This is a genomic window from Streptomyces sp. Mut1 (assembly GCF_030719295.1).
Taxonomy (GTDB): Bacteria; Actinomycetota; Actinomycetes; order Streptomycetales; family Streptomycetaceae; genus Streptomyces; species Streptomyces castrisilvae.
This window is the reverse complement of sequence record NZ_CP120997.1, coordinates 7,395,473-7,417,773: the sequence shown is the minus strand read 5'-3', so window position 1 is coordinate 7,417,773 and position 22,301 is coordinate 7,395,473. Positions and strand designations below refer to the sequence as shown.

The following is a 22,301-nucleotide window of genomic DNA, read 5'->3' as shown; positions in this document are numbered from 1 at the left end:
CACGTGCCTCTCGATCAGTGACGGGTGTTGATCAGGAATCCGGAGCGTTCGCGTTCGAGCCGCAGATCGGCCTTGAGGAGCCTGCTGAGCGGCGCGTACAGGGCGCGGACCAGCTCGTCGGTGACGGGCGGCGCTCCTCCCGCCCCCGTGGCTCCGCCGGCGCCGCTGCCCTGCTCCGCCGTCGGCGGCTCGGCGCCGGAGGGCGGCTCGGCGCCGGGCTCGGGCTGGGGCCCGGTCTCGGGTTCGGGCAGGGGCGGTGGCGGGGGCTCCTCCGCGATCTCCGAGTCCCGCTGGACGACCGGCCGCGAGGTGCCGGCCCGTGGCGCGGAGGCGAACACCACGCTCCCGTCGGCCATGCGCTGAGCCACCCCGGCAGCCACGGCGACCGCCCCGGCCGTCGGGGCGGAGGCCGGCGGGCGGCCCCTGGGCGCCGGCTGCGGCCGGGCGGGTGGGGCGTGCGTCTGCCGCTGTACGGGGGACACCGCGGGCGGCAGCGAGCGCGGGACCTCGTCCGCGTCGGGGAGGATCCAGCGGACGGCGGCGGCCGGATGCGACGGGACGGCGGCCGGATCAGGCGCGGACGGCTTCCCCGGACCGGCCTCGGCGGCACGCTGGACGGCCGCCGGGGTGCCGGCCGGGGCGCCGGACGCGCCAGGGGCGTCCGCCGTACGGAGGGTGAGCGGCCGGTCCCCGAGCAGGGGCGCGGTGGGTCGGTCCTGGGCCGGCGGGGGTACGGGCGTGGCGCCCGGCGCTACGGCGGAGCGCTGGACCGGGGCGGCGGGTGGCGGGCCTGCCGGGGCCGCGCCGTGCCCGCCGGACGTCTCTGCCGGCTCTCCCCCGGTCACCGCCGGGCCCGTCAGGGGGTCGTCGCCCAGCAGGGGGGCCACGGCCTCCGTCCCGTCAGGGGCATCCGGGGAGCCCGGCGTCTCGGGATCCGCCGGCCCCGACGCGCTCTCGGCGGGACCGTTCGCCGGGGCGTGGACCTCGTCCGGGGCCTCCCAGGCGGTGTCGCGTTGCACGAGCGGGGGCCGGGGCGCGGGCTCCGGAGCGGCGGGCGGCCGGACGACCCGGCGCTGGGCGGTGGGCGGGAGGCCAGGCAGCGGCGCCCCGAGCCCGCCCGCGGTGGGCCGGGGTGGAGGCGGCTGCGCGGCAGCGGCGGTGCGCTGAACGGCCGGGGCGCCCGGGGACGCGTCCGGCGGGGGAAGGGGCCCCGCGTTCGTGCCGTCGGCCACCCTCTCGTCCGCCGGTTCGGGTTCTACGAGCGGTTGCTCGCCGAGCAGTTGGCGTACGGGAAGACCGGCCGACGCGGACGAGTCCTCGGCGGAGGTCAGGGCCGGCGGGCCGTCTCCGTACGCCCGCTGGACGGCGACGGCTCCGGGCTGCGGCTTCCCACGGGCCGGCATCGGCATGTCCACGGATCGCTGCACCGCCGGGGCCGGACTCCCGGGGGCCGGGTCCGCAACGCCGCGCACCAGGCCCGCGGGCGCCTGCGGACTGACCAGATGCCCCAGCGGCCGACCGAGCGACGGCTCCTGACGTGTGATCAGGGATGCCTCGAATCCGCCGGGGTCGGTCAGGAGGTCCTGTCCCGTGACGGACCGCTGGACCGGATCCAGCCGGTTCACGTCGACCCGGTCGGCCCGGTCGCCCCGGCCCGGGGCCTCCGGGGGCATGGCACGGCCGGTGGTGCGGCCGCCGCGCAGCCAGGACATCAGCCCCATGGTTCCTCGTCCTCCTCCGCGCTCCTGGCTACTGCCCGTTGAGGCGGGCGACCTGTGCGACGAACTTCAGGCGTTCCGGGTGTTCCAGGTCCAGCAGGTCGTCCAGCGGCCAGTGGAAGTGGTAGGCGAGGTACGCGACCTCCTCGTAGAGCAGGTCGGCCGCGTACGTCACGATTCCCCCAGGCGACCGCCGGCGAGATTCACCGCGAACTCCTCGTCGCAGGAAGGACAGGTGACGGCGGCGCGGGTGTGCCCCTCGGCGTTGATGCGCCGGTAGAAGTCCTGGAGGAACGCCAGATCGGAGGCGAACAGGTCCTCGATGACACCCGGGTGGATGTCCTCGACCGTCCCGATCCGGGTCACCACCCGGGAGATCAGGACGACGGACAGATACGCGGAGTTCTCCCGCACCCGGTCGTCGCGCAGCGGCACCAGTTCGTCGCGTGCGGTCGCGAGCCGCATGACGCCGTCGCGGTGCACGGTTCCGGCCTCGTCCACGTAACCGCGCGGCAGCTCGAACGAGAACTCGGTCCGCAGCGGCTCGGACCCGCCCGCACCGGAGTCCCGGTCCGGGGGCGCCTGGAACTGGACCGAACGCCGCATCAGTCGAGCTCCATGCTCTCGTACGTGATCGCCAGCTTCTCCGTGAGCACCGAGGTGTCACCGGCCTTGAGCGTGCCGATCTCCAGCGACTTGGGCCAGGCGTTGATCAGCTTGTACCGCTTGATGGGCAGGCCCTCGTAGTCGTACACGATGACAGCGCCGTTGCGGCGGGCGTTGGTCATGCGGCCGAACCGCGAGTCCTTGATCCAGCGCTCGAAGCTGTTGTCCTCGGTCAGGCCGCGGGTGACGGTGACCTCGCCGGCCTTGGGGCGGCCGGGCAGCTTCTTGATGGCGTACTTGCCGTCGGCGGTGTTCTGCTTGAGCTCGATGACGTCCTGCTCCATCTTCAGACCGCTGACCTCGGTGATCTGCTTGATGACGACGCTGTCGAATTCGAGGCCGAAGGAGTGCCCGACGGAACTGTCGAGATCGGGAAGTGGCACAACAGGCTCCTTACGCGGGGTTCGGGGACGGGCCGGTCACTGGAGCGGCGAGCGGGCCGGTCACTCGTCCACGCCCCCGGAACCACCGGTCAGCTGGGAGAGCCGGAACACGACGAACTCCGCCGGCTTGACGGGTGCGACGCCGACCTCGCAGACGACCTGACCGGCGTCGACACTCGAAGGCGGGTTGGTCTCCCGGTCGCACTTCACGTAGAACGCCTCGTCGGGGGTGAGCCCGAACAGCGAACCCTTGCGCCACTCGTTCACCAGGAACGCCGAGACGGTGCGCCGGATACGCGCCCAGAGGGCGTCGTCGTTCGGCTCGAAGACGACCCACTGGGTGCCGGCGAGGATCGACTCCTCCAGGTAGTTGAAGAGCCGCCGCACGTTCAGGTAGCGCCAGGCCGGGTCGGAGGCCAGCGTGCGGGCGCCCCAGACCCGGATGCCGCGCCCGGGGAAGGCTCGGATGCAGTTCAGCCCGATCGGGTTGAGCAGATCGTGCTCACCCTTGGTCAGCTGTGTCTGCAACGCCACGGCTCCGCGCACCACTTCGTTGGCCGGTGCCTTGTGCACCCCGCGCGAGTCGTCGTTGCGCGCCCAGATCCCGGCCACGTGCCCGCTCGGCGGAATGAGGGTGGCACGGCCCGAAGCCGGGTCGGCGACGCTGATCCAGGGGTAGTAGAGGGTCGCGTACTTGGAGTCGAAGTTCGCCCGGTCGGTGCGCCAGGCCCTGATCTGCTGCGGTGACAGGCCGGGCGGCGGGTCGAGGATGGCGACGCGGTCACCCATCAGCTCGCAGTGCGAGATGAGCCCTTGCTGTACGGCGATGACCGAATCCAGGTCGAGCAGGCCGCGTTCGTACGCGCCCATCAGGTCGGGCACGGCGATCATCGTGACGTCGTCCACCGCTTCCAGCCCGCCGAGGCCCGTGCGCCGGTCGGCGTCACCGACGTACACCTCGGGGGCGAGCGCACCCGCGCTGCCGGCCGCGGGGGCGGCGGGGGCGAGGGTGACCGACTGGGGCGCGGGCCGGGCGGGGGCGGCGCCGCGCCCCGGCTCCCGGATCTCGATGAGCTCGGACTTGGCGTTGACCCGGGTGGCGACGTTCTCCTTGCTGCGCTTGGTGGTCACGGCCGGATACGTCTCCGCGACCTGGCCGTCGCGCTTCACGACGAGCTGGAACACGTCGGATGGCGGGTCGTCGCCCTCGGCCTCGGCGACCTCGACGCTGATCTCGCCGGCCACGCCCGGCCTGGGCTTGACGGAGTAGGGCCCGATCTGGACCTCGGCACCGGCCGCCAGTTCCCCTTCCTCGCCGCCGGCCACGGTGTCGGAGCCGTCGCCGACGCGGACGACGTAGCAGATGCCGCCGCCGTTGGCGAAGAAGCCGTAGACGCTGGAGGCGAGGTACGTCCCGTCGACGAAGTCGCCGAACGTGCTGACGAACTGGCTCCAGTTCGTGATCAGTGTCGGCTCGTCGAACGGGCCGCGCTGGGCGAAGCCGACGAAGGCGGCGACCGACGTGCCCACCCCTTCGATCGGCCGGGAACCCGACTCGACCTCTTCGACGTAGACGCCCGGGGACAGGTACGACGGCATATGGGCCTCTCCTCGACACTCCTCGACGTGCTTCCCACCCCGTTCCGCGGCCCGTGGTGCGACCGGGGAACTCCGGCGATTCTCGCCACTTCGGCGATCACCGGGAACGGATACTCGGCCGCCCTGCCGTGCACGGGGGGCTGCCCGATGAGGCAAGCGGGTGGCAACGGCCGCGCCACTCGTCGGTGCCCCGGGCGTGGCCCGAACCCTCTGCGCGCGTGCTGCGCGCGCCCGGCACGCTGACACATCGACCGCGTCCGGGTGGAGCTGTGCCGAGTTCCGGGCGGAGCTGTGCCGGGGGAGGGAGGGGCGGATGAAGGCGGTTCCGGAGAAGCCCCCCGCCGCCCCGTCCCACACTCCTCCCTCCCGCGCGGACGCCCCCCGCACGGCCCCCTCTCCCTCCCCCGCTCCCGCGTCCCCGGACCGCCGCGCCCTCCAGCGGCTGCAACGGGCGGCCGGCAACGCGGCCGTCTCGCGCCTGGTGGCCCAGCGCTACACGGCCCCGGTCAAACCGTCACCGGCCCAGGCCCCCGGCTTCCGCGGCGTCAAGGCGGCCGTGGCGGCGAAGAAGCAGCACCTCGCCCAGCACCGGCCGGCCGGTACGGAGTCCAAGGCATCGCAGGCCGCGGCTGTCGCCCCTCCGGACGACAAGGAGGCGCAGGGCAAGGCGGCCAACGCGGAGAAGATGAACACCGCGAAGCCGGGCGAGTTCGACAAGAACGCGTTCGTCGAGGCCGTGAACAAGGCGATCGACGCGCAGGCGCCGAAGAACCTCGACGAGGCCGACAAGTTCTCCAAGTCCGGTAAGGCGGACAAGATCAAGTCGGAGGTCGACGGCAAGGTCACGGACGGCAAGGAGTCGTCGGCCAAGGACATCGACACGGCGACGAAGGCCCCGCCGGACACGTCCGCCGCCAAGGACAAACCCGTCACCCCGCTGACCCCGGACCAGCCTCCCGGCAACCCGGGCGCCCCGTCCGCGGCGGCCGCGATCCCCGAGAAGCAGCCGGCGTCGGTCACGGACTTCTCCGAGGGCCCGGCCCAAAACGACAAGGCGATGGCGGACGCGGAGGTCACCGAGGACCAGCTCGCCAAGGGCAACGAGCCGGAGTTCAACGAGGCCCTCGGCGCGAAGAAGACCGCCGAGGCCGACTCGGCGAAGGCCCCGGCGAAGGGCAGGTCCGCCGAGAACCAGCAGCTGAACACCGCGAAGGCGGGCGCCGCCGCCTCGGGCGCCGCCGCCATGAGCGCGCTGACCGCGACACGCGCCCAGGCCGGCCAGAAGGTCGACGGCGGCAAGGGCGAGACGAAGTCGAAGGACGAGAAGAAGCGCGCCGAGGTCACGACGAAGCTCCAGAAGGTCTACGACGGCACGAAGAAGGACGTCGAGGCAACACTCGACGGCCTGGACAAGAAGGTCGACACGGCCTTCACGACCGGCGAGAAGGCGGCGCGGGACGCGTTCACCGCGGACCACAAACGCCGGATGAAGAAGTACAAGGACAAGCGCTACTCGGGCTGGCGGGGAAAGGCCCGCTGGGTGAAGGACAAGTTCGCCGGTCTCCCGGATGAGGCGAACAACCTCTACCAGGAGGCCCGCAAGCTCTACGTCTCGCAGATGCAGACGGTGATCTCGTCGGTGGCCGACATCATCGGCACGGAACTGGGCAAGGCGAAGGCGCGTATCGCCAAGGGCCGCAAGGAACTGAAGGCGGAGGTCGACAAACTCCCCACGGATCTCCGTCAGTTCGGCGAGGAAGCCGCCAAGGACTTCGCGGGCAAATTCGATGACCTGGAATCAACGGTCAACGAAAAGTCGGAACAACTGGTCCAGGACCTGGCATCGAAGTACACCGCCGCCCTGAACAAGATCGACGAGGACATAAAGAAACTCCAGGAGGCCAACAAGGGCCTGATCGACAAGGCGAAGGACGCGATCGTTGGTGCGATAAAGACGATCAACGACCTGAAGAACCTCCTCCTCGGCATCCTCGCCAAGGCCGCCGGCGCGATCATGAAGATCATCAAGGACCCCATCGGCTTCCTGGGCAACCTGGTATCGGCCGTCGGCGCGGGCCTGAACCTCTTCATGACGAACATCGTCGACCACCTGAAGACCGGGGTCGTCTCCTGGCTGCTCGGCACTGCGGTCAAGGCAGGCTTGGAATTGCCCCAAAAGTTCGACATAAAGGGAATTATCCAGCTCATCGGCTCCCTCTTGGGCCTGACCTGGGCCAACATCCGCGCCCGCGTGACCCGCAAGGGCGTCCCGGACCAGGCGATGACGGCGGTCGAGTCCTCGGTCCCGGTAGCGAAGAACATCGCGAACGAGGGCCCCGCGGGCGCGGTCAAGGAAATCCAGGAAGAGGCCGGCGACCTCAAGTCCACGATCCTGGAAAAGCTGACGAGCTATTTGATCCCGACGGTGATCATAGCGGGCATCACCTGGATCCTCTCCCTCCTGAACCCCGCCTCCGCGTTCGTCCGCGCGGTCAAGGGAATTATCGACATCGTCACGTTCATCGTGAACCAGGGCGCTCAGATAGTGGAGTTCGTCAATTCGGTGCTGGACGCGGTGGTGGCGATAGCCAACGGCGACAAGGCCGGCGTCCCAAAGATGGTCGAAACCGCCTTGGCCGCGAGCGTACCGCTATTGATCGGTTTCCTGGCTTCGCTGCTTGGTATCGGCAGCCTGGCCGCGAAGGTGAAGAGCGTCTTCCATGCGGTGGCGCGCCCGGTGAATCGAGCGATCGACAAGATCGTGAACTTCATCGTCAAGAAGGGGAAGGCGCTATGGCTGAAGCTCAAGGGCAGTCGGAGTAAAACGGAAAAGGCCGAGGAGAAGGACACCGAAAAGAGCATCGATGTAAAGAAGCAGGCACGTGATCAACTCGCTCCGCACACGTCTAAGCCCTTGCCGACGAAATCTGCACTCGATTCAGCGGTATCCAGCACTTTCAATCGGCTGCGACCGAAGGGGCTCAAGCAGCTTCACACAGAATCCGCAGGCGGGGATCCGGAACGATTCTCCGTCATAGCCAAGGCGAGCCCTCCAGAACCGGTCGCTCAAGCGACTGTGGAACTCACCAGCAAAGACTACAAGCTCATTCTGAGAAAGGCGATTCCCGGCGCCGCAGACATCGTCAGCTTCCTCAAAAAGATGGCACTGAATGAATCCGTAGAAGTGGAGTACGAGGGGTCCAAGATCAAGGTGGACTTGGAGTTCTTCAAAAAGGCCTGGGACAAGAAGCCGTACGGGCAGGCCCGCGGGTTCGTGAAAAAGCGCTTCAGGGATGCAACGCCAGGACATCACGAATGGATTCCGAGCGACTACATTCTCATTGTGATCGATCGCGCACAGAAAGCTGAAACCATCGTCGCCGGACAGAAGTGGATCGACGATCACCACGATTTGCGTAGCGACACGTCTCTGCTGGTGTTCCACAACCTCACTGAGGCCCCTCCGCACGTGGTATCAGATACACAGAACGGAAGGCGCCAGAATTTCACCGTTCCCACGGGACATGTCGGAGCAGTTTACTACAAGGGGAACCAGAAGACAAAGCACGAGAATAAATTCCACAACGCCGCACGTGACGTATTTAATAACGCGAATGACATATCCGGAGTGGCCGGCAACCTCAAAACGGTCGCCCAAAACTGGATTTGGGACGGCGACCGGGCATACCCTCATGAACTACACCCGGAGTGCCAGGACAAAAGAGGGATACAGATCACCGCGACTCGCCAGAAAGGGAATTACGCTCAAATCATCAGCAAGATAGAGACCTTGATCGATTAGGGAGTCGAGCATGAGCTCAGAGGAAACTCCGGATCGGATCGGCAGTTGCCACAACGCGCTCCAGTGGATCTCCGCTTCGCGCTTACCAATGATGCACAAACGGCACCTCGAAGTCTTCGTCACAAAATTCCAGCCCTTTACGTTTTTCCGCGACTCTCCGGAGCAACTCGATAACTATGAGAGCGCGGACCGATTGTCACTTCCTACCTGGTTTCGAACAGTTCGAGAAGTGCTTGGATTCATTCATACCACCTCACCGACCCATCCACCGGTACTCGCCCAGTTCGATGCACCGGACTATGACTGCAACATGGCCGATGCCGAACAGGTACAGTGGTACCAATTGAAACTTGGAGTCATGGGAGAAGACGACGCGGAACTCTTTGTGAATCAGGCAGGCTTATATCCGATTGCAACGTGGTTCGGGACCGATCAGTCGTACCTTGCAATCAACTTGCGAGATCGGGAAGACAAAAGGATTCACGAATTTTCAGGTGCAGACTTTTGGGACATGTCCTTCAATGGAGAGTCATTGAATGGGTCCAGTCAGCCCGCATTTTCTTCATACTCAAAAATGCTGTCACACATCTCACGACTAAAACTCCCCGACGGGGCCATTTTTTCAGCTCGGCATGAGTAGTAAACTTTGCATCATAAATAGCTTGACATGACCCCGTCATCTTCATGTGGGAACCGCCCTTGGCGCGAAGGCGATTGGCTCACACATCCACCACCCCCACCCGCAGCGACTTCACCCCGTTGATGAAGTTCGACACCAGCCGCCGCGGCGGCGCCGCAAGGCTGAGTCCCCCGGCCGGAAACACGCCGCACACCTCCTCGTACAACACCCGCAGCTGCAAGCGCGCGAAGTGCGCGCCCAGGCAGACGTGGGGGCCGTCGCCGAAGGAGATGTGGGGGTTCGGGGAGCGGGTGAGGTCCAGGGTGAGAGGGGACGGGAAGACGCGTTCGTCGTGGTTGGCCGAGGCGTGGAAGACGACCACCTTGTCGCCGGTGCGGATGCGCGTGCCCGCCAGGGCCGTGTCCTGGGCAGCCGTGCGGCGGAAGGTCAGGACCGGTGGGTGGCGGCGGAGGAGTTCGTCCACGGCCGTGGCGAGACCGACCTCGCCGTTGCGCAGGCGGGCGTACGCCTCGGGGTGCTCGGCCAAGAGGTGCAGGCCGCCCGGGGCCGCGCTGCGTACCGTGTCGTTTCCCGCGACCACCAGCAGGAAGAAGAACATCTCCAGCTCGGGCGCGGTCAGTTCGGGGTCCGTGGCCAACGCTGTCATCACGTCGTCGGCGGGGTTCCGGCGCTTGTGGACCGCCAGGGCGTGCGCGTAGTCGAACATGTCGCGCAGCGCCGCCGGGGAGCGCGGGTTCACCGGCTTGCCGTCCGGGCCGAGTGTGGGCACCCCGGCCTCGTCCGGGTCCTGGTAGCCGATGACGCGTTGGGTCCAGTGGAGGAGGAGCCCGCGATCGGTGTCCGGTACGCCCAGCAGGTCCGTGAGGTTGAGCAGGGCGTAGTCGTCGGTGACCTGGGTGACCAGGTCGCAGGTGCCGTCTCCGGCGCGCGCCTCGGTGACCGCGCGGGTCAGCAGGGAGCGGGCGCGCTCCCGTACGACCGTCTCGAAGCGGTCCACACGCTTCGGCGTGAACGCGCGGCTGACCAGGACACGCAGGCGGCGGTGGTGCGGCGGGTCCTGGTTCAGCATCATCCGGCGGATGAACGGCAGGTCCGCGGGGTCCGGGTCACGGATCTGGGTGGCGCCGAGGTAGGAGGAGTACGTCGAGGAGTCCTTCAGGACCCGGACCGCGTCCTCGTGCCGGGTCACCGCCCAGAAGCCCGGGCCCGCCGGCCAGCCCAGGACCTCCGGCTCCTCCTGCCACGCGACGGGGTGCTGGTCACGGAGCAGGCGGTAGCGGTCGTGCGGGACGCCGCGGGCATACTGCCTCGGGTCGAAGACGTCCGGTACCGGTACCGGGGAGGTGGGCCCGCTCACGCCTTCGCCTCGCCGGCCCCCGCGTCGGCCCGCAGGAAGTCCTCCATCACCCGGATCAGGTCGAGCGGCGCCTCGTCCATCGCGTAATGCCCGCACGAGGGCAGCTCCACGAGTTCGGCGCGCGGGAACCAGCGCATCCAGGTGGCGCGTTGCAGATCGGCGGAGAGAGCCGGGTCGAGCGCCCCCACAACCGTCAGGGCCCGCACCCGCGAACCGTCGATCCGGTCGTGGAAGTCCTCGCCCGTCCAGGAGTCCAGCCAGGTCCGGAACGCCTTCGCGTCGCTGCACTCGACCGAGCGGCGCACCATGCGTTCCAGCCAGGCCGCCGGGCGCCGGCCTCCGGTGGTGATGTCGAGGATGGCCCGGCGGTTGCCCGGGATCTGCGCCGCCCCGGCGAACAGCTCCCACTGCTCGGGCGGGAGGGACAGGCCGGATGCCGGGACCGGTGACACCCCGACGATGCTCCGCACCCGCTGCGGCGCGGTGGCCAGCGTCCGCTGGATGACGGACCCGCCCATCGAGTGGCCGATCAGCGAGAAGCGCTCCCAGCCGAGCCGGTCGGCCAGTGCGAGGACGTCCGCTGCGCCCTCCGTTGTCGTGTAGGAGCCGGCCACGTCCCTGGCCTCGCCGTACCCGCGCAGGTCCGCGACCGCGTACTGGAAGGAGCCGAGATCGAGGTCGCGCACCACCGGGTCGTACGCGGAACGGTCGGCCAGCCAACCGTGCACGGCGATCACCTTGTGCGGGCCGTCTCCGTGCAGTGCGTGGGGCAGAACTCCGTCAGGCAGAACAGGTAATGCGGTCACACCGGCTCCCGTCACCGTACGAATCGGACCTGTCGGCCAATGCACCGGCCGCGACCAACGGTGACGGCAAGGCCCGCCCCCGCGCAAGGGCGGCGCGCGCCCGCCGGTGCCGAGCAGGCGTCATGGGGCGGTCAGCAGCCCCAGATACGGCCCGAACTCCGAGGCCAGCGTCAGCCGCCCCAGCTTCTGGTACTCCCGCTGGATCGCGTGGATCAGCGTGGCCATCGTCACCGCGCCCCCCGAGTCCGCCGCCAGGTACGCCGCCGTGACCGCGATCGAGCGGATGTTGCCGCCGGCCAGTTCGAAGTTCTCGGCGCAGAAGGGGAGGTCCACATCCGCGTCGCGCGGCAGGACGCGGCCCAGGCAGCGCTCCCACAACACCAGGCGCTGTTCCGCGTCCGGGACCGGGAAGTCGATGACCAGGTCCAGGCGGCGGGTGAAGGCGTCGTCCAGGTTGGCGCGGAGGTTGGTCGCGAGGATGGCCAGGCCGTCGAAGGACTCCATGCGCTGGAGGAGGTACGCGCTTTCGACGTTCGCGTAGCGGTCGTGCGCGTCCTTCACGTCCGAGCGCTTGCCGAAGATCGCGTCCGCCTCGTCGAAGAGGAGCACGCCGTTGACGCCGGCGGCCTCGGTGAAGATGCGTTCGAGGTTCTTCTCCGTCTCGCCCACGTACTTGTCGATGACCGTCGCCAGGTCGACGGTGTAGAGGTCGAGGCCGAGGTCGGCCGCGATGACTTCGGCCGACATCGTTTTGCCCGTGCCGGAGTCCCCCGCGAAGAGCGCCGAGACCCCACGGCCCCGGCCGCCGCCCGGCCGCATGCCCCACTCCCCCAGGACCCGGTCGCGGTGGCGGGCGCGGGCGGTGAGTTCGCGCAGTTGTGCGTGGGTGTCGGGTGGGAGGACCAGGTCGTCCCAGGTCACCGTGGGTTCGATACGGCGGGCGAGGCGGTCGAGGCCGGCCGCGTTCTGGGCGCGGGCTCCCCGGCGTACGTGGTCCGGGGTGAGGGTCCCGCCGTCGAGCCGTGCCGTCTGGGCGGCGCTGACAGCCGCGCCCGTGACCTGCTCCGGTGTGAGGAGGAAGGGCGCCAGCAGGCCGTCCGGGTCGATGGCGGCCGGGACCGGGGCCGCTGCCGAACGGCGGTACGCCTCGCTCCACAGCGCGCCCCGCACCGAAGGCTCGACCCTCGGGGCGTGCAGGAGCAGCGGCGGGACCGGGGACCAGGAGGCGTCCCACGGCACCCGGCCCACCATGACGGTCGGTACCGGGGTGGCCGTCAGCAGCCTCAGCAGATGCGGGTGTTCGCGGGAGACGGCGTCCAGTGGGGCGCAGACCAGGCCCGCCCCGGTCAGCCGCGCCTCGCGGACGAGGCTGCGGACCGCGTCGGCGGGGGCCGGGTCGGCCGCCAGCCGGGCGAGGTCCACGCCCAGGACGCCCCGGCCCGCCAGCTCCAGCGCCGACGCGGCCAGGGCCGTGCCCGCGCCGCCCTGGTCCTCGCTCAGGTAGGCCAGCCGGACGCCGCCGGCCAGGACCCGGGCCAGGGGTGCGGGGTCGCCGACGCCCGCCATCGCGTGCCAGGGCGCTGTCAGGTCCGCGAGGCGCGGGTCCCTGGTGTCGTCGCCGAGGAGGTGGGCCGTGACCCGGTCGGGTACGCGCAGCGCGCGGCTCAGGAACGGGCGGTCCTGGTCCTCGGCCAGGAGTAGGGCGGCCTCACGGAGCGGGGCGCCCGCGGCGAGCCGGCCCCGGGCGACGGCATCGGCGGGCGGGACTCCGCACAGGCCCAGGGCCAGGCCGATGGACGGGCGCCGGCGGGTCACGTCGTCGTTGAGGTAGCCGTAGAACGCCTCGAACCGGTCGTCCAGATCCGGTACGAGCGCGATGATCAGGATCTCGGTGTCGAGTGGCGTGAGGCCGAAGTCCGTGGCCAGGGACGTGAGCCGGGAGGGCCGGGTGGTGCCTGCCGCCGCCTCGTCGTCGGGCGGCATCGGCACGGGGAAGCCCCTCGCCTGCTCCTCGTCCAGCAGCCGCGCGATGTTCTCGTCCGTCAGGTAGAGCCCCCGGAACGCGTCCTCCGGGTCCGGGTCGGTGCGCTGCCGGGTCTCCACCGCGTGGCGGACGCGTTGCTCGACGGCAGTCGCCCGGGCGAGCAGGTGGCGCAGGTCCGGGTTGCCGTCCGGGAGGGGTGGCCGGTCGCCGCCGTCGTGGTCCTCGTGGCCCGGGGGCGTCATGCGGTGGGGTCCTTCGCGGTGCCGTCGGCGGGCGGGCCGGTGACCGTACGGGCTTCGCGGGAGCCGCCGTCCGCCGCCCGGTTCTCCGTGATCCGCAGCGCGAGTCCGCGGCGGCTGTCGGGGGCGGCGGGCTCTTCCCGTGCGGGCCGGCCGGGGCGGCTCCCGTACACCGGGAGGCCGTCCCGGCTCCCTTCCGGGGACCGCGGCACGTCCCCGAAGCGCGCCCGCAATCCGTCGTCGCCCACCGGAGGCCCCGCCGGATAGGTCGGCGAGGCCGTCACCGGCACGCTCACCACCAGGTCCAGCGACGGTTTCAGCTCGCCGCCCAGCGCACTCCACACGTCCGCGAACGAGCGGTCCTCCGGTGGCGGCAGGGCGATCGACATCGGGACGGCCGCCCCGATCTCCGCGAGGGAGCCGGTCAGCCGCTCCGGGGGCAGCGCCTCGTACGCCAGCAGGCAGCCGAGCAGGGAGGACAGCAGCCGGTGCTCGTCCTCCGGGCGCTTGGTCCATGCCGTGATCAGGTAGGAGAGCTTGAAGTAGCGCGGCGGTCGGCGGCGGGCGACGACGGCGCCCCGCCCGTCGTACTCGTTGTGCAGGCCGCGCTCGCGCCTTCGCATGTCCTCGCGGATGTCGTACAGGTAGAGGTTGACCATGGGGGCGTTGACCTTGGCGGCCCACTCGCGGGTGGGGGCGTCGAAGACGACCGTGAACCGGCTGCCTCCGAGCACCTCCGCCCGGATCAGGGACCGCAGTACGTCGTCCACCTCATGGATCATCCGGAGACCGCCCCTCTCACGTGCGGCCTCTGAAGTCCGGTGGCTGGAGGTTGCGCTGCACGACCAGGACGGACTTCTGGAGCCGGGGAAGGCGGGCGATGTCCGCCCGCAGGACGCGGGGGCCGAGGGCGTCCTTGCGCAGTACGAGCACCTGGACCTCGAAGGTTCCGTCGCGGCCCACCCGTACGCCGGAGCGGTCGGCGGTGATGCCGGGGCTCCACGTCAGGTGCACGGTCTCGCCGGGCGGGTAGTCCTTGCCGCGGGCGAGGACGGGCTGTCCCGGCCTGGCGACCTGCGGGGTGACGGTGAGGGAGGGTTTGAGCACGCGCAGCCGGGCGGTGTCCTGGTTGTTGACGGGGCGCAGGTCGCCCAGCATGCCGCTCACCGTGGCGCGTACGTCCCCGGTGATCGCCTCGTGGTACGTGCCGGTCTGGGTCACCTCGATCCGGCCGCCGGGCGGGAGGGTGCAGGGCGCGGCGGCCGTGCAGCGGTTGAGGGAGGTCGGAGCGCGGTCCTCCGCCTTGCCGGGCTTCGGCCAGGTCGTGGCGACGACGACGTCCCGGGCGGTGTCCGGGCCCGCGTTGGTCACGGTGAAGCGGGCGTGGGCCGGGCGGCCGATGTACGTACGGTCGGGGCTGACGTCGGCCTTGACGGCGACGTCCGTCGCGGGCGGCGGGGGCAGGGGTGGCGGCGGCGGGTCGAGCACCTGGAAGACCGCCGTGTCGGTGGCGGTGTTGCCCGCCGAGTCCGTGGCGGTGCAGGTGACCGTGGTCGAGCCGATCGGGAAGAGGGACCCGGAGGCGGGTGCGCAGGTGACGGGGAGCCGGCCGTCCTGGGCGTCGCTCGCGGTGGCCCGGTAGCTGATCCTCGTACCGTTCTCGTCGTCCGCCCTGGCGATGCGGTCGTCCACGGTGACGACGGGGGCGTCGACGTCGTTCACCTCGATCGTGATCTGTTCCTCGAAGTCGGGATCGGGGGCCGCCGAGGGGGCGAGGGTGTTGGTGCCCGGAATCTGTGTGCCCAGCAGGAACTGGACCGTGCAGGTGAGAGTGGCGCCCTGCGGGGCGTCGGCCGCGACATCGACGGTCTCGGCGAAGTGGGCGGTACCGCCGCTGGTCAGACTGCGGGTGGGCGGGTCGAGGGCGACCGTGAGGTAGGGGCTGCACGCGTGGAGCTGGTGGCCGACGGAGGTGGGCAGGTTGTCCATGCCGTCGACGATGGCCTGGGCGACTTCGTCTCCCTGGATGCCTTCCAGCAGCCGGCCCTGGGTCGCGTTGATGATGCGGGTGGCCTGGCCCGCCTTGGTCCGTGGGTTCTCGATCTGTCCGGGGACACCGGCGTCGCCGGTGCCGTTGAGCCCGTCGCCGAGCTCACTGTCGACGTCGACGCCGACCACCCGGACGCCCTTGTCCTGGAGGGCGAAGATCGTGTCGTCGATGGTGTGGCCGGCGCTCGGTGAGTGGCTGGACGCGTCGCTCACCAGCACGATCACCGGGTTGGAGCCCTCGCGGAAGACCGTTTGACCACCGGCTCCGTTGGCGATCTGCCACAGTCCGTTGATCCAGTCCTCGGACGGGCCCATGCTGTAGGCCCCCCGGTCCGTCGTGAGCGCGTCGACGCCGTCCTGCACCTTGTCGAGGTCGTTCGTCAGTCCCTGAAGGACCGCGAATTCGCCTCCCGTGGGGTCGAATTGCTGGTCTCCGAAGGTGGCGACGGCGAATCGGGACTCGGGCTGCTCGGCGAGGACCTTCTCGGTGATGTCCGACAGGTTCTCCTGCACGTCGGCGATGGGCTTCTCCATGCTCCCCGTACCGTCCACCAGCAGGACGACCTCCGGCTTCGGGGGGATCGCCGGCGTACGCACCGACTTGTCGACGCCGGTCGAACCGCCCGGGTCGAGCGCCTCGTGCAGGACCGCGGGGGTGACCCAGGGGTCCGGAGGTACGGGCACGGCGGGAGCGGCGCCCGCCGCGCCCGGCGCGGGGACGAGCGCGGTGCTCAGGAGCAGCAGTGCGAGCGCCACCGAACGGCGTGCCCCCGGCAGTCCGCGTGGGCGTCCCGCCGGCCGAATCCACCGCACAGCTTCTCTCCCCCGCACCCGGACCTCCCACCGAAGAACAGCGCCCACACGATCCCTCGTGTGCACGGTGTCCACAGCGGGAAGTCAGCCCTTTCGGCGGGTAGCGCCCGCTGCCCTTTGGGGCAGCTCCCCCGGGACCCGGGCCCCGGGGAAGCCGGTCCGACGCCTCGTCAGATCAGGCCCTGCCGCATTGCGTACGCCACCGCGTGGGAGCGGTTGCGCAATTGCAGCCGGGTCATCACCGAGTGCAGGACGTTCTTGATCGTGCGCTCGGAGTAGGCCAGCTTCGTGGCGATGTCCGCGGTGTCGTACCCCTCGGCGACCAGGCGCAGCACGTCCACCTCGCGGGCGGCGAGTCCGGTGAAGTGCAGTCCGCGCGGTGCCAGCACCTGGCCCTGGAGCCGGCCGACCTCCGCGAGGAGCCTTCCGAGCAGGTCGGAGGGCAGGTGGCCCTCCCCGCGCGCGACGGTCTCTATGACGTGCACCAGGTGTTCGGGCGTGGACTCCGCACGCTTGATGACCCCGACGACCCCGCACTCCGCCGCGCTCACCAGCTTCTGTTCGTCGATGTCGGTGGTGACCAGCACGGCGCGGGACTCGGTCGTGCGCTGGATGTGGCGCAGCGCCGTCAGTACGTCCTCGTCGACTGCGTCGACGACCATGACGACCACCTCGGGCCAGGGCCCCTCTTCGTTCCATTCCACGACGCTGACTTCGGGCCGCGCTCTCAGCTGGCTGGCCACGCCCGCCTGCGAGATCGGGTCCTGGGCCCGTAACGCGACAGTAGTGCGCTCCATATCTGTGCTCCCCCCTGGACAACAGCTGGAAGGCCCACCGTGCACACGCCTCGCAGCCGTGTTCGTCGGCCCCACTGGTGGTGAGGCGGACGGAAGATGCCCCTCTTTACTGATGAGGAAACTAGAATGTTTGCCGGGGGCATCGGATGTGCCCGAAAGTGTTCCTTCCGGGCCGATGTACGACCCCTGTCGCGTCTTTACGGTCCGGCGTATGAGTCTCACGGCAAGCCTCGACGCAACCACCGTCAGCGCCGCTCCGGGCGAGGAGACGGCCGTCCCCCTTCAGGTCCGCAACTCGGGTCGGACCGTCGAGGAGTACCGCTTCGAGGTGGTCGGGGCGTGTGCCGCCTGGGCGGCGGTGGAGCCGGCGGTTCTGTCGCTCTATCCGGGTGACTCGGGGACCGTGACGCTCATGCTGCGGCCGCCCCGTGACGCGACGGTGCCGTCCGGTGAGACGCCGTTCGGGGTCAGGGTGGTGCCGACCGGCGAGCAGGACGGGACGGTGGTGCCCGAGGGCCGGGTGACGGTGCCACCGTTCACGGAGACGACGGCCGAGCTGGTCCCGCGCAGCTCGCACGGCGCGCGCAACGGACAGCACCGGCTGGCCGTCGACAACCGGGGCAACACGCCGGTGACGGTACGCCTGGGTGCCCAGCCCGGGACCGAACGGGCCCGGGTCGTGTTCGCCGCGACGGAGATCCACGTGGCCCCGGGCAAGGCGGAGTTCGCGAAGATGCGGGTGCGCCCGGTCAAGCGGATGTGGCGCGGCAACCCGGTCACGCACCCCTTCCAGGTGTTCGCCGCGACCCAGGTGGCCGAGGGCCAGGACCCGGTGGAGCCGGTCCTCGTGGACGGCTCGTACCAGCAGGAACCCCTGCTCCCCCGCTGGCTGCCGCGGGCCCTGATCACCGCGGCCGTCCTGCTGATCGCGCTGGTCGGCGTGTGGTACGCGCTGCTGCGCCCGGCGGTGAAGTCGGCGGCACGGGAGGCGATCACGCCCGAGGCGGTGCGTTCCGCTGCCGCGGCCGACAGGAGCAAGGCCCCGGAGCAGGGTGGTACGGACGGTTCCGGGGACAGCGCGGGCAGCGGGGGCGGGTCCGCCGGGACCGGATCGGGCGGCGGCGGGTCGAAGCCGACACCCGAGCCGAGCGCCTCGTCGGCGGCGGACGCGGGGGCGGCGACCCCGACCAGTGCGCAGGTCAGGGTGCAGGACTCGGTGGGCGGCGGGACGAACGTCGGGACGGCGCTGACCGTCCCGGCCGGGAAGACGTTCCAGCTCACCGACATCGTCGTGCAGAACCCGCAGGGCGACGCCGGAACGCTGGTGGTGTCCGCAGGCAAGGAGACCCGGGTGCTGAGCCTGGGCCTGGAGAACTTCCGTGACTCCGACTACCACTTCGTGACGCCGATCCTGGTCCCGGCGGGCGGCAAGGTCACCATGACCATCGACTGCCGCAAGGTGGGCAAGCCGGTGGGCGCGAGTACGCCTTCACGATGCTCGGAGTCGATGTTCCTCGGCGGCACGATGCGCGCCGCCGACGGAAACTGACGCCACGCCATCCCCCTTGGCCTGTGGCCGTCAGGCCGGCGCGGCGTCGTCCTCTTCCTCCTCCGCGCCCTTCTCCTCGGCGCGCTGGACGAACGACCCCTGTACGTCGGCGGGTTGCTCGTCCTCGTCCTCCGTGGCCTCCCGCTGGACGGCGGGGGCGGCCGACGGCGCGGTGGAAGCGGGGGCCGGGGTGGCCGCGGGCGCCGGGTCCGAGAGCACCCGGTCCGCGTTCGTGACGGCCTCGCGTTCGAAGCGGTCCGACGGGTCGCTGACCCGGATCCCGCCCGGCGCCTCGGTCCCCTCCACCGGCCCGTCGCGCTGTTGGATCACATGGGTCAGCTCGTGGGCCAGCGTCGTACGCCCCTGGGGTGAGGACGGGTCGTAGGCGTCGCGCTGGAAAACGACGTTGTTGCCCACGGTGTAGGCGTGCGCGCCGACGCCCTTCGCCGACTCGTGCGCGGCCGAGTCGTTGTGGATGCGCACGTCGGAGAAGTCGGCACCCATCCGGCTCTCCAGGTCCACCCGGGTCTCGCTGTCCAGCGGTGTGCCGCCGCCTGAGCCGACGACGTCGTGGACGGGCGAGCGCGTCTCCGCCTCCTCGGAGTGCTCGGCGGCTCCTGCCCGAGCGCGCTGGATCACCGGGCCGAGCGCGGCGTTGCCGACCGTGCGCTGGAGCATGCCCATGCCGGCCGCGCCCACCACGTCGGCCCGGCCGGTGGCGGCTGCCCGGAAGAGGTGGTGGGCCTCCGGGCCCCCGTCGCGGGTCTCCGCCGTGCCAGGGGCCGTCGCGCTCTCACCGTGCAGGTGCTCCGCCGGCAGGCGCTCGGGCCCGCCCCCGGTCTCCCGGGGCAGGGCGTGGTGGTCCCGTTCGACGTCGTCGTGCTGGTGATCGTGGTCCTGTGCGTTCATCGTCATCTCCCCTGACCGCACCGGGGCCGGCCCACCGCGCGGGGCCGCGGCGGCCCGCCCTCCTACCGGCCCTCCACCCTCGTGGACGCCTCCCTGCCCCGTCCAGCCCGCCGCTGTCCGGCACGGGGCATCGGATGCTGCCTCTTCGGGCAGCGGGGCGGTACGGATGCCCGGCGCCCGGGGCGGCGCAACCGGTCAGGAATCGAGAAGCGGGGCCGGGAGGCGCTGCCTAGCATGATCTTCATGGACATCACCATTCACACCAGCTTCCTCCCGCACGACGACCCGGACGAGTCGCTCGCGTTCTACCGCGACACGCTGGGCTTCGAGGTCCGCAACGACGTCGGCCGGGGCAAGATGCGCTGGATCACCGTCGGCCCGGTGGACCAGCCCGGCACATCCATTCTGCTGGCCCCGCCGGCCGCGGACCCCGGGGTCACCGACGACGAGCGGCGCACCATCACCGAGATGATGGCCAAGGGCACCTACGGCTGGATCCTGCTGGCCACCCGCGACCTCGACGCCACCTTCGAGAAGGTGCAGTCCGGTGACGCGGAGGTGGTGCAGGAGCCGACGGAGCAGCCCTACGGCATCCGCGACTGCGCGTTCCGGGACCCGGCGGGCAACCTGGTCCGCATCCAGGAGCTGCGCTGACCCCTCGGCCCGCCGGCCGGTGCGACGCCCCCGAGGGACGTACCGGCCGGCCGTGCGCGCTTCATGTGGTCAGTTCGACCCGGACCAGCGCGGCCGCCAGCCGGGGAAGGTCGTCGTCGCCGACGAGCGCCGCCAGTTTCTCCGGGGAGTGCGGCAGCCCCAGTCCCTCCGCGGCGCCCCGGGCCCGCTTATCGAACGCCGGGCGCAGTTCGGGCCAGACGCCCTGCGCCTCGCGGCTGAAGATGTCGGCGCCCACGGGCCCGATCCGGGGGAACTCGCGCAGCAGTCCGCGCAGCTTCTCCGGGTCGCCGCCGGCCTCGTCGCGCAGCCGTCGCAGGTCTCCGTGGTACCGGTCGAGCACGAGCCGCGCGCCTTCGCCGAGCGCGGTGGCCGTGCTCTCGTCGTAGCGGCGGTAGTGGGCGCGGCCCAGTGCGTCGACCCGGTCCTGCCAGGTGGCGTCGGCCATGCCCCTGGGTGTACTCATTCCGGCGTGGAAGAGTTCGCGGGCCGCGGCCACCGCGATGTCCGCCTTGATGCGGACCGAGAAGAGCACGCACAGCGTCAGCAGCTGGTACAGCGGCATGGGCGTGTCCTTCAGCCGGATGCCGGCTTCCTCGGCGTACGTCTGCCCGTGCTCGTCCAGCAGCCGTTTCACCTTCGTCGCTCCGGACATGGGTTCCTCCGTCGTGGGTCGGCTCTACGCGGTCAGCGCGTCGAGCAGGGTGCGGGCCCGGCTGAGGGAGCGGGGCCGCGGCGGGTGGCGCCAGGGGTTGCGTGCCAGGAGCGCGTCGGCGCCGCGCAGGGTCCAGCGGCGGGCGTCGAGGTCCGGGTCCTCGATGTCCTCCCAGGCCAGTGGGGCGGCGACGGGGGCGCCGGGGCGCGCGCGTACGGCGTAGGGGGTGACGGCGGTCTGGGCGTACGCGTTGCGCTGGACGTCGAGGTAGAGGCGGTCCCCGCGCGCCTTCTTCCTGGCCTCGGTGGTGAACCGGTCGGGCCTGCGGGCGACCAGGACGTCGGCGGCCGCGCGGGCGAACGCCCGTACGTCGTCGAAGGCGTCGCGGCGGTCGAGCGCGACCACGACGTGCAGGCCGCGCGATCCCGTGGTCATGACCAGGGACGGCAGCTCCAGCTCGTCCAGCAGGCCGTGCAGGGCGAGTGCCGCTTCGCGTACCGGGGCGAAGTCGTCGCCGGGCGGGTCGAGGTCGAACACCATCCGGTCCGGGTGGTCCGGCCGGTCGGCCCGGGAGAGGAAGCGGTGCGGGGTGACGCAGGCCTGGCCGGCGAGGTACACCAGCGTTGCGGTGTCGTCGGCGATCGGGTAGGTGACGGTGCCGTCCTCCTTGGGGAGTTCGACGCGGTGGACCCAGTCGGGGAAGTGGCCGGGCACGTCCTTCTGCACGAAGCCGTGGCCGCCGATCCCGTCGGGGAAGCGTTCCAGCATGAGGGCCCGCTCCCGCAGGTGGGGCAGCATGCGGCGGGCCACCGTGCGGTAGTACCCGGCGAGTTCGGCCTTGGTGATGCCGTCGTCGGGGAACAGGACCTTGTCCGGGCGGCTGATCTCCGGTACGCGGCGCGTGCGTGCGGTCATGTACGCTCACCGGCCCCCGGCCGGGCGTCCGCCGGCGCGTTCCTTCCTGCGGCCATCCGGTTCCTCCTCGTCGTGCGTCTTCGAGCCCGGACGGGCGTCGTGCGTCTTCGAGCCCGGACGGGCCCAGCCTCGTACGAACCCGGTACCCGAAGCCGGCACCTTCACCGGTCCGCGGTGCGGCGACTGCCCCGATCGGCCCTGTGGGCCCCGGCGGCCGGGTGCACGGGCCGCCCGCCGTGTCACCCGAGCGCGCGGCCCGGTGGGCGTACCCGCGTCGGCGGTGCCATGTTTCGGACGTGGCCCCCCGGCAACCCGGGGGTATGCCCGGGGACCGGGTCCTACAGGTCCTACGGGTCGAGGACGAGCACAAGGAGGACAGCGTCATGCCGGCAGGATCGAGCCCCAAGCGCGAGCGCCAGTACGAGCACGTGAAGGAGGGCGCGGAGAAGCGCGGCACGTCCGAGAAGCGTGCCAAGGAGATCGCCGCCCGCACCGTCAACAAGGAGCGCGCCCGCTCCGGTGAGTCGAGGACGGCGAGCAGGACGTCCACGCGCGACCCCAAATCGGCCTCGGAGCGCGGCGGCGAGCGCTCGCACAAGGGCGCGCGGGGCCGCACGAAGGACCAGCTGTACGAAGAGGCGAAGAAGAAGAACATCGAGGGCCGCTCCACGATGAACAAGGAGCAGCTCCTCAAGGCAGTGAGCCGCTGAACCGGCCCTGTGACTGGTGGGCGCGACGGCACTGTGGT

General features: G+C 70.7%; 19 protein-coding genes. 5 read left to right on the top strand and 14 right to left on the bottom strand.

Annotated elements, in window-relative coordinates:
- Positions 1 to 14 precede the first annotated feature (14 nt).
- The 5 genes from P8A18_RS32130 to P8A18_RS32110 are packed head-to-tail and all read right to left on the bottom strand — an operon-like array spanning position 15 to position 4,366.
- A complete protein-coding gene (locus tag P8A18_RS32130) occupies positions 15 to 1,721 on the bottom strand; it encodes a hypothetical protein (protein WP_306060292.1) in 1,707 nt (568 codons plus the stop codon).
- 28 nt (positions 1,722 to 1,749) lie between these two features.
- Positions 1,750 to 1,893 (bottom strand): DUF6760 family protein, encoded by a 144-nt coding sequence (locus tag P8A18_RS32125; RefSeq protein ID WP_018099790.1) that lies wholly within the window; start codon positions 1,891 to 1,893, stop codon positions 1,750 to 1,752.
- Positions 1,890 to 2,324 (bottom strand): hypothetical protein, encoded by a 435-nt coding sequence (locus tag P8A18_RS32120; protein WP_306060291.1) that lies wholly within the window; start codon positions 2,322 to 2,324, stop codon positions 1,890 to 1,892. Before P8A18_RS32120 ends, P8A18_RS32125 begins: the two co-directional genes overlap by 4 nt.
- Positions 2,324 to 2,767 carry a phage tail protein gene (locus P8A18_RS32115; RefSeq protein ID WP_018099792.1) on the bottom strand — a complete coding sequence of 148 codons (444 nt, stop codon included), beginning with the start codon at positions 2,765 to 2,767 and terminating at the stop codon, positions 2,324 to 2,326. Before P8A18_RS32115 ends, P8A18_RS32120 begins: the two co-directional genes overlap by 1 nt.
- Before the next feature lie 60 nt (positions 2,768 to 2,827).
- On the bottom strand, positions 2,828 to 4,366 hold the full coding sequence (locus P8A18_RS32110) for a phage tail sheath family protein (RefSeq protein WP_306060290.1): 1,539 nt from the start codon (positions 4,364 to 4,366) through the stop codon (positions 2,828 to 2,830).
- Positions 4,367 to 4,679: 313 nt separating this feature from the next.
- Between P8A18_RS32110 and P8A18_RS32105 the strand changes: the two genes are divergently transcribed.
- On the top strand, positions 4,680 to 8,168 hold the full coding sequence (locus P8A18_RS32105) for a hypothetical protein (RefSeq protein WP_306060289.1): 3,489 nt from the start codon (positions 4,680 to 4,682) through the stop codon (positions 8,166 to 8,168).
- Positions 8,169 to 8,178: 10 nt separating this feature from the next.
- Entirely contained in the window at positions 8,179 to 8,808 is a 630-nt protein-coding gene (locus P8A18_RS32100; RefSeq protein ID WP_306060288.1) for a hypothetical protein, read from the top strand.
- A gap of 79 nt (positions 8,809 to 8,887) precedes the next feature.
- Here the strand turns inward: P8A18_RS32100 and P8A18_RS32095 are convergent, their stop codons facing one another.
- The 6 genes from P8A18_RS32095 to P8A18_RS32070 form a co-directional block, all read right to left on the bottom strand.
- A complete protein-coding gene (locus P8A18_RS32095) occupies positions 8,888 to 10,165 on the bottom strand; it encodes a cytochrome P450 (RefSeq protein ID WP_306060287.1) in 1,278 nt (425 codons plus the stop codon).
- Positions 10,162 to 10,902 (bottom strand): alpha/beta fold hydrolase, encoded by a 741-nt coding sequence (locus P8A18_RS32090; RefSeq protein ID WP_371933739.1) that lies wholly within the window; start codon positions 10,900 to 10,902, stop codon positions 10,162 to 10,164. The genes P8A18_RS32095 and P8A18_RS32090 overlap by 4 nt, the downstream gene beginning before the upstream one ends.
- 189 nt (positions 10,903 to 11,091) lie before the next feature.
- Positions 11,092 to 13,197: an ATP-binding protein gene (locus tag P8A18_RS32085; RefSeq protein ID WP_306060286.1), complete on the bottom strand. Its 2,106-nt coding sequence runs from the start codon at positions 13,195 to 13,197 to the stop codon at positions 11,092 to 11,094.
- Positions 13,194 to 13,976 (bottom strand): Pvc16 family protein, encoded by a 783-nt coding sequence (locus P8A18_RS32080; protein WP_306060285.1) that lies wholly within the window; start codon positions 13,974 to 13,976, stop codon positions 13,194 to 13,196. The genes P8A18_RS32085 and P8A18_RS32080 overlap by 4 nt, the downstream gene beginning before the upstream one ends.
- Positions 13,977 to 13,992: 16 nt before the next feature.
- A complete protein-coding gene (locus tag P8A18_RS32075; RefSeq protein ID WP_306060284.1) occupies positions 13,993 to 15,999 on the bottom strand; it encodes an HYR domain-containing protein in 2,007 nt (668 codons plus the stop codon).
- 227 nt (positions 16,000 to 16,226) lie between these two features.
- Positions 16,227 to 16,853 carry a helix-turn-helix transcriptional regulator gene (locus P8A18_RS32070; RefSeq protein ID WP_306060283.1) on the bottom strand — a complete coding sequence of 209 codons (627 nt, stop codon included), beginning with the start codon at positions 16,851 to 16,853 and terminating at the stop codon, positions 16,227 to 16,229.
- 211 nt (positions 16,854 to 17,064) lie between these two features.
- Here P8A18_RS32070 and P8A18_RS32065 point away from each other — a divergent pair, with 211 nt between their 5' ends.
- A complete protein-coding gene (locus P8A18_RS32065; protein WP_306060282.1) occupies positions 17,065 to 18,402 on the top strand; it encodes a COG1470 family protein in 1,338 nt (445 codons plus the stop codon).
- Between the two features lie 30 nt (positions 18,403 to 18,432).
- On the opposite strand, the gene P8A18_RS32060 is transcribed toward P8A18_RS32065, so the two are convergent.
- A complete protein-coding gene (locus P8A18_RS32060; protein ID WP_306060281.1) occupies positions 18,433 to 19,317 on the bottom strand; it encodes an eCIS core domain-containing protein in 885 nt (294 codons plus the stop codon).
- 237 nt (positions 19,318 to 19,554) lie between these two features.
- On the opposite strand from P8A18_RS32060, the gene P8A18_RS32055 reads away from it, so the two are divergent.
- The gene (locus P8A18_RS32055; RefSeq protein WP_306060280.1) at positions 19,555 to 19,965 is read left to right on the top strand and encodes a VOC family protein; all 411 of its coding nucleotides are present in this window, start codon (positions 19,555 to 19,557) and stop codon (positions 19,963 to 19,965) included.
- A 61-nt stretch (positions 19,966 to 20,026) separates the two neighbouring features.
- Here P8A18_RS32055 and P8A18_RS32050 read toward each other — a convergent pair whose 3' ends face one another.
- On the bottom strand, positions 20,027 to 20,638 hold the full coding sequence (locus P8A18_RS32050; RefSeq protein ID WP_306060279.1) for an endonuclease: 612 nt from the start codon (positions 20,636 to 20,638) through the stop codon (positions 20,027 to 20,029).
- Between the two features lie 24 nt (positions 20,639 to 20,662).
- Positions 20,663 to 21,553 carry a non-homologous end-joining DNA ligase gene (gene ligD, locus P8A18_RS32045; protein WP_306060278.1) on the bottom strand — a complete coding sequence of 297 codons (891 nt, stop codon included), beginning with the start codon at positions 21,551 to 21,553 and terminating at the stop codon, positions 20,663 to 20,665.
- A 383-nt stretch (positions 21,554 to 21,936) separates the two neighbouring features.
- On the opposite strand from ligD, the gene P8A18_RS32040 reads away from it, so the two are divergent.
- Positions 21,937 to 22,263, top strand: coding sequence for a plasmid stabilization protein (locus tag P8A18_RS32040; protein WP_306060277.1), 327 nt, complete (start codon positions 21,937 to 21,939; stop codon positions 22,261 to 22,263).
- Positions 22,264 to 22,301 lie beyond the last annotated feature (38 nt).

Bases quoted from the DNA above. Each gene is read 5' to 3' on its own strand.
- P8A18_RS32105 (WP_306060289.1), top strand. From the start codon at position 4,680: ATGAAGGCGGTTCCGGAGAAGCCCCCCGCCGCCCCGTCCCACACTCCT.
- ligD (WP_306060278.1), bottom strand. From the start codon at position 21,553: ATGACCGCACGCACGCGCCGCGTACCGGAGATCAGCCGCCCGGACAAG.
- P8A18_RS32050 (WP_306060279.1), bottom strand. From the start codon at position 20,638: ATGTCCGGAGCGACGAAGGTGAAACGGCTGCTGGACGAGCACGGGCAG.
- P8A18_RS32065 (WP_306060282.1), top strand. From the start codon at position 17,065: ATGAGTCTCACGGCAAGCCTCGACGCAACCACCGTCAGCGCCGCTCCG.
- P8A18_RS32100 (WP_306060288.1), top strand. From the start codon at position 8,179: ATGAGCTCAGAGGAAACTCCGGATCGGATCGGCAGTTGCCACAACGCG.
- P8A18_RS32040 (WP_306060277.1), top strand. From the start codon at position 21,937: ATGCCGGCAGGATCGAGCCCCAAGCGCGAGCGCCAGTACGAGCACGTG.
- P8A18_RS32060 (WP_306060281.1), bottom strand. From the start codon at position 19,317: ATGACGATGAACGCACAGGACCACGATCACCAGCACGACGACGTCGAA.
- P8A18_RS32120 (WP_306060291.1), bottom strand. From the start codon at position 2,324: ATGCGGCGTTCGGTCCAGTTCCAGGCGCCCCCGGACCGGGACTCCGGT.
- P8A18_RS32080 (WP_306060285.1), bottom strand. From the start codon at position 13,976: ATGATCCATGAGGTGGACGACGTACTGCGGTCCCTGATCCGGGCGGAG.
- P8A18_RS32055 (WP_306060280.1), top strand. From the start codon at position 19,555: ATGGACATCACCATTCACACCAGCTTCCTCCCGCACGACGACCCGGAC.
- P8A18_RS32130 (WP_306060292.1), bottom strand. From the start codon at position 1,721: ATGGGGCTGATGTCCTGGCTGCGCGGCGGCCGCACCACCGGCCGTGCC.
- P8A18_RS32110 (WP_306060290.1), bottom strand. From the start codon at position 4,366: ATGCCGTCGTACCTGTCCCCGGGCGTCTACGTCGAAGAGGTCGAGTCG.
- P8A18_RS32085 (WP_306060286.1), bottom strand. From the start codon at position 13,197: ATGACGCCCCCGGGCCACGAGGACCACGACGGCGGCGACCGGCCACCC.
- P8A18_RS32070 (WP_306060283.1), bottom strand. From the start codon at position 16,853: ATGGAGCGCACTACTGTCGCGTTACGGGCCCAGGACCCGATCTCGCAG.